10 protein-coding genes are annotated in these 12158 nt (G+C 58.6%); 9 read left to right on the top strand and 1 reads right to left on the bottom strand.

Annotated elements, in window-relative coordinates; translation table 11 throughout:
• Positions 1-13 precede the first annotated feature (13 nt).
• The 3 genes from RMR16_RS01515 (at position 14) to RMR16_RS01525 (ending at position 4969) form a co-directional block, all read left to right on the top strand.
• Entirely contained in the window at positions 14-994 is a 981-nt protein-coding gene (locus RMR16_RS01515) for a bifunctional riboflavin kinase/FAD synthetase (protein WP_320200846.1), read from the top strand.
• Between the two features lie 238 nt (positions 995-1232).
• Positions 1233-4214 carry an isoleucine--tRNA ligase gene (gene ileS / locus RMR16_RS01520; protein ID WP_320200845.1) on the top strand — a complete coding sequence of 994 codons (2982 nt, stop codon included), beginning with the start codon at positions 1233-1235 and terminating at the stop codon, positions 4212-4214.
• Positions 4215-4342: 128 nt separating this feature from the next.
• Positions 4343-4969, top strand: coding sequence for a hypothetical protein (locus RMR16_RS01525; protein ID WP_320200844.1), 627 nt, complete (start codon positions 4343-4345; stop codon positions 4967-4969).
• Positions 4970-5165: 196 nt separating this feature from the next.
• On the opposite strand, the gene RMR16_RS01530 is transcribed toward RMR16_RS01525, so the two are convergent.
• On the bottom strand, positions 5166-5630 hold the full coding sequence (locus RMR16_RS01530) for a nucleoside deaminase (RefSeq protein WP_320200843.1): 465 nt from the start codon (positions 5628-5630) through the stop codon (positions 5166-5168).
• A gap of 72 nt (positions 5631-5702) precedes the next feature.
• Here RMR16_RS01530 and RMR16_RS01535 point away from each other — a divergent pair, with 72 nt between their 5' ends.
• The 6 genes from RMR16_RS01535 to RMR16_RS01560 all read left to right on the top strand — a co-directional run bounded on the left by RMR16_RS01535 (position 5703) and on the right by RMR16_RS01560 (position 11978).
• A complete protein-coding gene (locus RMR16_RS01535; RefSeq protein WP_320200842.1) occupies positions 5703-7763 on the top strand; it encodes a pseudouridine synthase in 2061 nt (686 codons plus the stop codon).
• A complete protein-coding gene (gene rsmD, locus RMR16_RS01540) occupies positions 7744-8301 on the top strand; it encodes a 16S rRNA (guanine(966)-N(2))-methyltransferase RsmD (protein ID WP_320200841.1) in 558 nt (185 codons plus the stop codon). The genes RMR16_RS01535 and rsmD overlap by 20 nt, the downstream gene beginning before the upstream one ends.
• 185 nt (positions 8302-8486) lie before the next feature.
• Complete coding sequence (locus RMR16_RS01545; protein WP_320200983.1) at positions 8487-9338, top strand: patatin-like phospholipase family protein; 852 nt, start codon at positions 8487-8489, stop codon at positions 9336-9338.
• A gap of 89 nt (positions 9339-9427) precedes the next feature.
• Entirely contained in the window at positions 9428-10774 is a 1347-nt protein-coding gene (locus tag RMR16_RS01550) for a TldD/PmbA family protein (RefSeq protein WP_320200840.1), read from the top strand.
• Between the two features lie 94 nt (positions 10775-10868).
• The gene (locus RMR16_RS01555) at positions 10869-11672 is read left to right on the top strand and encodes a 3'(2'),5'-bisphosphate nucleotidase CysQ (protein WP_320200839.1); all 804 of its coding nucleotides are present in this window, start codon (positions 10869-10871) and stop codon (positions 11670-11672) included.
• Between the two features lie 69 nt (positions 11673-11741).
• Complete coding sequence (locus RMR16_RS01560) at positions 11742-11978, top strand: DUF4170 domain-containing protein (RefSeq protein WP_320200838.1); 237 nt, start codon at positions 11742-11744, stop codon at positions 11976-11978.
• The last annotated feature ends 180 nt before the right edge of the window (positions 11979-12158 follow it).

Here is a 12158-nt window from a genome sequence, read left to right on the forward strand (position 1 = left end):
ACAGAGTTTGCCCATGACCGTTTTTCATCGCAATGAAAAAAAGGAACCGCTGCCGGAAGGTTTGAAGGGCGGCGTGATCGCCATTGGCAATTTCGATGGCGTGCATCGCGGGCATCGCGCCGTTTTGGACCGCGCACTGGAGCTGGCGCAGTCTCGCAATATTCCTGTTCTGGCGCTGACATTCGAGCCGCATCCGCGCACCATTTTCCGCCCGGAAATACCGGTGTTTCGCCTCACGCCAGCACCGATCAAGGCGCGGCTGCTGGCGGCGGAAGGCTTTCAATCGGTCATCGAATATCCATTTGATCGTGATTTTTCGCAGCGTTCGGCAGAGGATTTCGTCAAATCCGTTCTGGTGGACTGGCTGGGCGCGAGCGCGGTTGTGACAGGCTTTGACTTTCACTTCGGCAAGGGCCGCGAAGGTGGTCCGGCATTTTTGATGGAAGCGGGCGGTCGATATGGTTTTGACGTGACGCTGGTGGATGCGTTTCGTGATGAGGGTGCCGAAGTCGTGTCCTCCAGCCGCATTCGGCAACTGCTGTCTGAAGGCGATGTGGTGGGCGCTGCGGGCCTGCTGGGGTATCGTTACACGGTCGAAGCAGAGGTCATCGGCGGGCAAAAGCTTGGCCGCACGCTGGGTTACCCCACCGCCAACATGGCGCTGCCACCGGAGACAGAACTGAAAGCGGGCATTTATGCGGTGCGTTTCCGCCGGATGGATGGCAGGCTTTACGATGGTGTCGCAAGCTTTGGTTATCGCCCGACGGTCACAGACAATGGCGCGGCGCTTCTGGAAACCTATGTCTTCGATTTCTCTGGTGATCTTTACGGGGAAATCTGTTCCGTGTCCTTCTTCGGCCATCTGCGGGACGAGCTGAAATTCGACGGGCTGGAGCCGCTGGTGGCGCAGATCAAGCGGGATGAGGAAGAGGCGAGGGCGCTGCTTTCCGGCGTGACGCCTTTGGGCGAACTGGATGCGCGGATCGCTTTTTAAGGCGAATGGCGCCTCCGCGGCATCTATTCTCTTTTCAAATGCTGGAAAAACACATAAACAAACCGCCATGTACCAATTTCGGTTGACGTTCATATCCCGAATTATTGGCCCGGCCTTCCGCCCGCTCTGAGAGCCGGAAGGTCCGGGATTTCGGCGCTTTCACGGGCGCCTTCCGATTTAGTCATCTTGCACACAAGACGGCGCAGCCCATGTGGAGCGCCGCGAAAACGGTATGATCATGAACGACACCGCAGAAAAAATCGATTATTCCTCAACGCTTTACCTGCCGCAGACGGATTTTCCGATGCGCGCTGGCCTGCCGCAGAAAGAGCCTGAGACGGTCAAGCGCTGGCAGGAAATGGGGCTTTACAAAAAGCTGCGCGCTTCCGCTGCTGGCCGCGAAAAATTCGTGCTGCACGATGGCCCTCCCTATGCCAACGGCAACATCCATATCGGCCACGCGCTGAACAAAATCCTGAAAGACGTTATCACCCGCTCGTTCCAGATGCGCGGCTATGACTCGAACTATGTCCCCGGCTGGGATTGCCACGGCCTTCCTATCGAATGGAAGATCGAAGAAGCGTACCGCGCCAAGGGCAAGAACAAGGACGAAGTTCCCATCAACGAATTCCGTCAGGAATGCCGTGAGTTTGCCGCTGGCTGGATCGCAAAACAGTCGGACGAATTCAAACGCCTCGGCATCGAAGGCGATTTCGACAATCCCTACACGACCATGAACTTCCACGCGGAAGCCCGCATCGCTGGCGAACTTTTGAAGATCGCCAAGAGCGGTCAGCTCTATCGCGGCTCCAAGCCGGTCATGTGGTCGGTCGTCGAGCGCACGGCTTTGGCTGAGGCGGAAGTCGAGTATGCGGATGTCGAGAGCGACATGATCTGGGTGAAATTCCCGGTTGATTTTAACCGGGCGTATCTTTCCCAGGTATGGCAATCACCAGAAGCGGCCGTAAAAGGAGTTGAAATTGCCTCTCGTGCTTATCAAGCTGATGATCTTCAAGGCGCATCCGTCGTCATCTGGACGACAACGCCTTGGACGATCCCCGGCAACCGCGCGATCTCTTTTTCGTCGCGTTTCCCTTATGGCTTGTTCGAAGTCGAAACGGCAGAAAATGACTTCGGCCCACAACCCGGTGAAAAGCTGATCTTTGCGACCAAGCTGGCCGACGAAGCCGCCAAGAAGGCAAAGCTGACATTCAAGCTTGTTCGTCCTGTTACGCCGGAAGAACTTGGCGCGATCACCTGCGCTCATCCGCTGGCTTCGCTCGGTTACGATTTCGCCGTCCCGCTCCTCGATGGCGATCACGTCACCGATGATGCAGGCACGGGCTTCGTGCACACCGCACCAAGCCACGGTCGCGAGGACTTTGATGCTTGGACCTCCAAGGCTCGCGAGATCGAAGCGCGTGGCATCTCGTCCAAAATCCCGTTCCCGGTTGGCGACGATGGTTTTTATACCGAAGACGCGCCCGGTTTCGGCCCATCCGCTGAAGGCGGCGCTGCGCGTGTTATGGACGACAACGGCAAGAAGGGTGATGCCAATGATCGCGTCATCAAGGCGCTGATCGCGACCAACACCCTGTTTGCGCGTGGCCGTTTGAAGCACAGCTATCCGCATAGCTGGCGCTCCAAGAAGCCGGTCATCTTCCGCAACACGCCGCAATGGTTCGTGTATATGGACAAGGAACTGGGCGATGGCACCACGCTGCGTTCGCGCTCCCTGTCGGCCATCGATGACACCCGTTTCGTGCCCGCTGCTGGCCAGAACCGCCTGCGCGCCATGATCGAAAACCGCCCGGACTGGGTGCTGTCGCGTCAGCGCGCATGGGGCGTTCCCATCGCCGTTTTTGCCGATGAGCATGGCGAAGTTCTGATCGATGAGGCGGTCAACGCCCGCATTCTGGAGGCTTTCGAAGTCGAAGGTGCAGACGCATGGTTTGCGGATGGTGCCAAGGAACGCTTCCTTGGTAACGACCACGATCAAACCAAGTGGCATCAGGTGCGCGATATCCTCGACGTCTGGTTCGACAGTGGTTGCACGCACACTTTCACGCTCGAAGATCGCCCGGACCTGAAATGGCCTGCGGATGTCTATCTGGAAGGTTCTGACCAGCATCGCGGCTGGTTCCACTCGTCGCTGCTGGAAAGCTGCGCGACCCGTGGACATGCGCCTTATAAGGCCGTCGTCACCCATGGTTTCACCATGGATGAGCAGGGCCGCAAGCAGTCCAAGTCTCTCGGCAACGTGGTTGCTCCGCAGGACGTCATGAAGGAATCTGGCGCGGATATCCTGCGTCTTTGGGTCATGACCACGGATTATTGGGAAGATCAGCGTCTGGGCAAGGCGATCATCCAGACCAATATCGATGCCTATCGCAAGCTGCGCAACACCATCCGCTGGATGCTGGGAACGCTGGCGCATGACAAGGGTGAAGAGATCGCTTATGGCGATCTGCCAGAGCTTGAAAAGCTGGTGCTGCACCGCCTGTCCGAGCTGGATCAGGTCGTGCGCGAAGGTTACGACGCCTTCGATTTCAAGAAGATCACCCGCGCGCTGATCGATTTCGCCAATGTCGAGCTTTCGGCTTTCTATTTCGATATCCGCAAGGATGCGCTGTACTGCGATGCTCCGTCTTCGCTGAAGCGCCGCGCCTCACTGTCGGTCATCGCCAAGCTGTTCGATTGCCTTGTCACATGGCTGGCACCGATGCTGCCGTTCACCACGGAAGAAGCGTGGCTTTCGCGTTTCCCGGATGCGGAATCGGTTCACCTCGTGCAGTTCCCTGCAATTCCGGCGGAATGGAAAAACGAGGCGCTGGAAGCCAAGTGGGACAAAATCCGCAAGGTTCGCACGGTCGTCACCGGCGCTCTGGAAATCGAGCGTCGTGAAAAGCGCATCGGCTCCTCACTGGAAGCTGCCCCTGTGGTTCACATTGCCGATCCAGACCTGCTTGCAGCGCTGGAAGGTCAGGACTTTGCGGAAATCTGCATTACCTCGGCCATCTCGGTTGTCGCGGGTGAAGGTGCGGAAGATGCGTTCCGTCTGGGCGAAGTGCAGAATGTGTCTGTCGAGCAGAAGCTTGCGGAAGGTCAGAAATGCGCCCGTTCATGGCGCATCACCACCGATGTCGGCTCCGATCCCGCGTTTCCAGAGGTCTCGGCGCGTGATGCCGCTGCCCTGCGGGAACTTGGTGTTGCTGTCTAAGAAAATAGCCGGGTGAATTGCACTTTTGCGGTTCATCCGGTAAACCTGCCTGAAAATGGCCGGATTTTGAGCTTCAATGCGTGGCTCGCGGTCGTCTGGACGGCTTGGGCGGAAGGGTTTCTATGAGCATGACGCAGAGTTTTCGCATGTACGGCACCATTGCGGGCGCACTATCTGTTGGCCTCGCATTGAGTGCGTGCACCAGCCCGACCTATGGTACGGGCAAGTCTGCGGCTGAACAGCTGGTCGACGATCTGGGCAATGCCACGTCCATCACAGGCGATCAGAGCAAGCGTAACCTGAAATACAATCCACGCCCCGGCCTCGTCGTGCCTGCACAGGCCCGCGCCGAGCAATTGACGCAGCCGCAGCAGAGCCTCGCCAACCGCGAAACCAACCCGCAATGGCCGGAAACGCCGGAAGAAGCACGCCAGCGTCTGCGTGAAGAAGCCGATGCGAACAAGGACAACCCGAATTACCGCTCGCCGCTTCTGGCCGGTAACGGCACCAACGGTCAGATGACCGAAAGCCAGAAATGGGAAGCTTTCCGCAAGGCCAAGGCCGATGCGCAGGGCGGCACGGTTGTGAACAGCAACCAGCGCAAATTCCTGACCGATCCTCCGGTGGAATACCGCAACGTTCCACAGGACCAGCTTGCTGATCTCGGCACGCCGGAATCCAAGAAAGAAAAAGAGCGCAAGAAAAACGCTGCCATGGCCGGCACTGGCAAAAGCTGGTGGAACCCGTTCCAGTAAGGATAGCTAGGGTTCGCTTCTCTCATCCTTCAAGGTTGAGAACTTCGCGAAGCGTTTCCCCAAACTCCGTCACCCCGCACTTGATGCGGGGTCCAGTGCGATCAAGTCCTTGATCGCAAAAGACTCTTTTTCGCCGCAGACGCGGCTCTGCTGGATACCGGGTCAAGCCCGGCATGACGGAAAAGAGGCATGTTTATCATAGCTTCTCGTCATTCCGCTTCCCCTGAAAAAACGCGCGCAAAATCTCCCCGCTCTCCGTTTCCGCAAGTCCGGAATACACCTCCGGCGCATGGTGGCACGTTGGCTGGTTGAAAAATCGCACCCCGCTCTCAACCGCCCCACCTTTGGGGTCATTCGCGCCGTAATACAGGCGGCGGATGCGGGCGAAGGATATGGCAGCGGCGCACATGGTGCAGGGTTCCAGCGTCACGTAAAGGTCAGCACCCGGTAGTCGCTCCTGCCCCAATTCCTCGCAAGCCATGCGGATCACGGCGATCTCGGCATGGGCGGTCACGTCGTTCAATTGGCGTGTGCAATTGCCCGAACGGGCAATGACACGGCCATCCAGCACCAGCACCGCGCCGATGGGAACCTCGTCGCGCTCGCCCGCCGCCTGCGCTTCAGCAAGGGCAATGTCCATGAAATGCGTCGTTTCCGCCATTGTTCTTGCAATTTCCTCTTAACCACTGCCGCGTGACCTGATAGGACACGCCAAACAACAGGCAAACAACAAATGACATTCAAAGACAAGCCGACACGCGCTGGTGGCAAAACATTCGACCGGGACAAGGCGCCGAAATCCTCGGCCAAGCCTGATGCGGCGCGTGAGAAGAAGCCATTCGCGGCTAAAACGGAAAGTGCGTCCGCAGAAACAGCGGCAGTAAAACCGGAACGTATTTCCAAGATCATGGCACGCGCAGGCGTGGCCTCGCGCCGCGATGTCGAGCGTATGATCATGGAAGGCCGCGTCACACTGAACGGCGTGAAGCTGGAAAGCCCGGCGGTGAATGCCACCCTCGATGACAAGATCGAGGTTGATGGCGCGCCGATCCGTGGCGCAGAGCGCACGCGCCTGTGGCTGTACCACAAGCCTGCCGGTCTGGTGACGACCAATTCCGATCCGGAAGGCCGTCCGACCGTTTTCGACAATCTGCCGAAAGAGCTTCCCCGCGTTCTGTCCATCGGGCGTCTGGATATCAACACCGAAGGTCTGCTGCTGCTGACCAATGATGGTGGCCTGTCGCGTGTTCTGGAACTGCCCTCCACCGGCTGGCTGCGCCGTTACCGCGTCCGCGCCCATGGTGAGGTCGATCAGGCCGCATTGGACAAGCTGAAAGACGGTATTGCCGTTGACGGCGTGCTGTATGGCGCAATCGATGCGACGCTGGACCGCACGCAGGGCCGCAACGTCTGGATCACCATGGGTCTTCGCGAAGGCAAGAACCGCGAAATCAAGAACGTCCTCGGTGCGCTTGGTCTGGAAGTCAACCGCCTGATCCGCATTTCCTACGGTCCTTTCCAGCTGGGTGATCTGGCAGAAAGCAATGTCGTGGAAGTGCGCGGTCGCATGTTGCGTGACCAGCTCGGCCCACGCCTCATCGAAGCTGCCGGTGCCAATTTCGATGCGCCGATCTATGATGCCGTCTCTGAAGATGAAGACGCGATGTCTGAACGTCCGGTCAAATCCGAATGGGCCAAGCGTGGCGGCGAGCAGGACCGTCCGCGTGATGGCAAGTTTGGCGACAAGCGTGAAGGTGGCCGCGACGGCAACCGTGACCGGGCGCCCGCACGCCCGGATGCAAAGCGTGGCGCAAAACCTTTCGCCAAGGGTCGTGAAGACGGTCAGGAAGATACCCGTCCGAAGCGCCCGCCGATGGGCAGCAACCGCACGGCCAACGTCTGGATGGCACCCGGTGCCAAGCCGACCCGCGACGGCAAGGAACGCAAGTCTTTCCGCGCTGAAGCCGAAGCCGTTTTCGCAAAGCCATCCGCTGAGGCAGATTCCCGTCGCGCAATCGTAAGACATAGGGATTCCGAAGGCGAATGGATCCGTGCCGACAAGCCGGCGCAGGATGAAAGCCGTGGTCGCGGCAGAGATGGTGGCAGAGACGGCGGACGCGACGATCGCGGCGGCAAGTCCTTTGGTGACCGCAAGCCGCGTGACGGCGGCGACCGTGGCGACCGCCCTCGTGGTGAACGTTCCTTCGGAGATCGTCCCGCCCGCACTGGCGACCGTCCGTTCGGCGATCGCAAACCGCGTGATGCCGGTGATCGCCCGCGCGGAGATCGTCCGGACCGTGGCGACCGCCCCGCACGTCCAGAAAGATCATTTGGTGATCGCCCCGCCCGCAGTGGCGAGCGCAGTGAGCGTCCGTTCAGCGACCGCAAGCCGCGTGACGCGGGTGATCGTCCTCGTGGCGACCGTCCAGACCGTGGTGATCGCCCGGCGCGTCCAGAAAGATCGTTCGGTGACCGCCCGGCCCGCAGTGGTGAGCGTAGCGAACGTCCTTATGGTGACCGCAAGCCGCGCGAGGATGGTGATCGTCCACGCAGCGACCGCCCTTATGGCACAAAGCCGTTTGGCGATAAGCCGCGTGAAGGCAGACCTGCCGGTGGCAAGCCCGGCTTCGGCAAGCCACGTGGTGAGCGTTCCGAAGGTGGTTTTTCCGGCAAGGGCCCCGGTAACAAGGGGCCTGGCGGCAAAGGCCCGGGCAATGGCGGTGGCGGCAGAGGCCCCGGTGGTAAACCTTCTGGAGCTAAGGGAATGACGCGTAATGCGGATCGTAGGCGGTGAGTTTCGCGGCCGTTCATTGGCCGCTCCGAAGTCGAATACAATCAGGCCAACGATAGACCGCACGAGAGAAAGCCTCTTCAATATCCTGAGCCATGCCTATCCGGAAAGTCTGGATGGCACGCGCATTCTGGATGTGTTTGCGGGAACGGGCGCGGTTGGGCTGGAAGCCCTGTCGCGTGGGTGCCGCATTGCACTCTTCGTCGAAAACGGCGTTGAGGGCAGGGGACTTCTGTGGGAAAACATCGATGCGCTCGGCCTGCATGGTCGTGCCCGCATTTTGCGCCGTGATGCCACCAAGCTTGGCAGCGTCAACAATATCGAGCCTTTCGATGTTCTGTTCGCTGATCCGCCCTATGGTTTCGGTCATGGCGAAAAGGCCTTTGCCGCGGCCCATCTGGGTGGCTGGCTGGCACCGGGGGCGCTCGCTATTCTCGAAGAACGCGGTGATGTCCTCATCACTGTCGATCCCGTGTTCAAGCTGCTTGAAACACGGACCTTCGGCGATACGGTGATGCACTTCTACCGATACGAACCCTGATATATGCTCATGATGACGCGCGGCTTTGCGGTGCGCGTCACTCTCCTGTCGTCTTTGTGTCATAGAGCGAAGAGCTGATGACATAAGGAGATGCCGCTCTCGTGGCTGACAAGAAAAAGAAACTCTCTGACAAAAAGCGCAAACGCAAAGAGGCTGCAAACGCGGAAAAAGCCGCTGTTGCGGACGTGCGCGACCCGACGTTTGGCATAGCGCTGGGCGGTGGCGGCGCACGCGGCATTTGCCACATCAACGTCGTCGAAGTGTTTGACGAGCTAGGTATTCGCCCCAAGGCGATTGCCGGTTCCTCCATCGGCTCCATCATCGGTGCTGGCATGGCGGCGGGCATGAGCGGCAGGGACATTCGCGAATACACGCTGGAACTCATGGGCAAAAAGGGCAGCGTGGCCAATCGGCTATGGAGCCTCGGCCCCGCTTCCATGCGCCACGCCGCTTTCGGTTTCCGTTTCGGGCAGTTCAATCTAGAACTCATTCTGGATGCGCTGTTGCCCTCGGCCTTGCCCAAGGATTTTGCGGGCCTTGCCACGCCGCTCAAGGTCACGGCGACGGATTATTATGCCCAGTCGGAAGTCATCATCGAAAGTGGTGATCTGCGTCAGGCGCTTGCGGCATCCTCCGCCATCCCCGCACTGTTCATGCCCATCCGCATGAATGGCCGCATCATGATCGATGGCGGTATTTTCAATCCCATCCCCTACGAGCATCTGCTGGATGATGCGGATATCGTCATCGGCGTCGATGTGGTCGGTGGGCCGGAAGGCGATGGCAAGACGATGCCAAGCCGCGTCGAAAGCCTGTTCGGGGCCAGCCAGTTGATGATGCAATCTGCCATTGGTCTGAAGCTGCGTATGCGTCCACCGCATATTTTCCTGCGCCCCCCGGTCAACCGTTTTCGCGTGCTGGATTTTCGCAAAGCCCATGAGGTGCTGGCTGAATCCGAGGTGATCAAGGACGATCTCAAACGGCAAATTGATATGCAGGTGGAGCTTTATCACCGCGGACTGGGCATCGAAGCATAGCCATTCTGCTCAATTACAGGTGAAATGCCGCTTTGGCCTTGATGCGGAAGGTGTGCCGCAATAAATGAAGGTCAACGAAAGGCCACCACATGTCCTCAGAAATTGATTCCTCCAAGCTTCTCGACCGTGCGAGCGAACTGGTCGATCTGGCCCGCGCTGCTGGCGCAGATGAGGCCGATGCCGTTGTCGTGCGGTCACGCTCGCAATCTGTCGGCGTGCGGCTGGGCAAGGTGGAAAGCACCGAGTCCGCTGAAAGCGACGATTTCTCGCTGCGGGTCTTCGTCGGCAAGCGCGTTGCGAGCGTCTCGGCCAATCCAGGTTTTGATTTGAAAACACTGGCCGAACGCGCCGTGGCCATGGCCAAGGTGTCGCCGGAAGACCCCTATGCCTGCCTCGCGGACAGCAGCAGACTGGCCAATTCCTACGACGATCTGCAATTGTTCGATCCCACCGAAGTCTCCGCAGACCAATTGCGTGAGGCAGCGCTGGCGGCGGAAGAGGCGGCACTTGGTGTGCAGGGTGTTTCCAACTCCTCAGGGGCTGGCGCATCCAGCGGCATGGGCGGTCTGGTGCTGGTCACGTCCCACGGCTTTTCCGGCAGCTATATGGGCAGCCGTTTCAGCCGCTCGGTTAGCGTCATCGCTGGCGAAGGCACCAAGATGGAGCGCGACTACGATTTCGATAGCCGTCTTTATTTTGCAGACCTCGATGCAGCAGAAGAGATTGGCCGCAGAGCCGGTGAAAAAGTCGTCAAGCGCATCAACCCGAGACAGGTCGATACGGGAAGCAACGTCACCGTTGTGTTCGATCCACGCATCGCGCGCGGTTTCGTCGGTGCCATTGCCGGTGCCATCAACGGTGCATCCGTGGCCCGCAAGACCAGCTTCCTGCGCGACAAGATGGGTCAGCAGGTGCTGAAAAAAGGTCTGTCCATCACCGATGATCCACAGATCATACGCGGCCCGTCATCCCGTCCTTTCGATGGTGAGGGCGTGCGCGGCGAAAAAATGGTGATGATCGAGGATGGTGTGTTGAAACACTGGTTCCTGTCCACCTCCACGGCGCGGGAAATCGGGCTGGAAACCAATGGGCGCGGCGTGCGCGGTGGCACATCCGTGTCGCCTGCCTCCACCAATCTGGCGCTGGAGCCGGGCGATACCTCACCGGAAGATTTGATCGCCCAGGTCGGCACGGGCTTTTACGTCACCGAACTGATCGGCCATGGCGCCAACATGCTGACCGGCGAATATAGCTGCGGTGCAAGCGGTTTCTGGATCGAGAATGGCGAAAAAACCTTCGCGGTTTCGGAAGTGACCATCGCGTCCAACCTCAAGGATATGTTCATGCGGGTCACACCTGCCAATGACATAGACCGCAAATATGGTGTTGCTGCACCCACGCTCGCCATTGAAGGCATGACGATAGCGGGACGCTGACACCGTCAATAGACGGTTGCTTTGACGTCCGCATCGTGCGCATCTGCGCAGACGAAAACAGGCGCGGCATGGGCCGCGTGGAAACGACGATCCTATGACTGATAGTGCAGGGGCCGACTGGCGCTCCGATCTCAACCTCATTGTCGATGCCGCCCGCGAGGCTGGCCGTGTTGCCATGGAGTTTTTCCGCAAAGACCCGGAGGTCTGGTGGAAAAGCGGCCATTCCCCCGTCAGCGCTGCGGATTATGCTGCCAATGAAGTCCTGGCAACGATGCTGCGCGAGGCGCGTCCGCATTATGGCTGGCTTTCGGAAGAAACAGATGACGATGCGACACGGCTTTCCAAGGAAACGCTTTTTGTCGTTGACCCTATCGATGGCACACGCGCCTTTATCGGTGGCAAGGACACATGGTGCGTCAGCGTTGCGGTGGTGCATCTTGGCAGGCCGGTTGCCGGTGTTCTCGTTGCGCCTGCCTTCGCTGAAGAGTTCACGGCGGTGTCTGGCGGGCCTGCGCTGAAGAATGGCGCAGTCTTATCCGTGCCGCCATCAAACCCTGGTCAAGTGCAGCTGGCAGCTCCCGAAGATGTGATTGCCCATTTGCCGGTTGATTTCCGGTTGCGGGTTCGTCGCATCCCGCATGTGCCATCGCTGGCATACCGGCTGGCCATGGTTTCGGATGGGCGCATTGACGGAACATTGGTCAAAGCCAACTCCCATGACTGGGATCTGGCTGCCGCTGATCTGATTTTGCAGCAAGCAGGTGGCCAATTGGTCGACCTTGCCGGACAGCCGCTGATCTATAATCGCCAGAAGGTCAGCCACCCGGAATTGTGCGCTGCAACAGATTCTTTGCTGCCAGAGCTGCTGGCGCAACTGAACTCGTCTGTCAGAGGTTGATTTTCGCGATAAAATCCCGCAGATGAAGGCTTCTCGGGGCTATGAAACTTTAGAAAGAAGAAAAGAAAAATGACTGTAGCGGGCAACCAGAAACAGCTTTTGCACCTCGTATTCGGCGGTGAACTCGAAAATCTTCAGGACGTACAGTTCCGCGATTTGAAGGCGCTGGACATCGTTGGAATCTTTCCAGACTATGCAACCGCGCTAACAGTGTGGAAGTCCAAGGCACAACAAACAGTAGATAACGCTCATATGCGTTATTTTATAGTGCATATGCACCGTCTGCTGGATCCTGAAAGCAAATAATCGCTGCTTTCCTACTTCCTTTGTACTATGTTCTGAGATGTAGGAGGTTGTGCGAGTCTCTGGGGGACACGCACAACAAACCGTGTTCGGCGTGTGTTTTCGCTGGTGGCATCCTACGCTGAAACAAAAAAGACGCATTTTCATAACATGTAAGCTTCATTGCAGATGACAGGGGAATGC

This window comes from Agrobacterium sp. rho-13.3 (genome assembly GCF_033957765.2).
In the GTDB taxonomy this organism is placed as follows: Bacteria; Pseudomonadota; Alphaproteobacteria; order Rhizobiales; family Rhizobiaceae; genus Agrobacterium.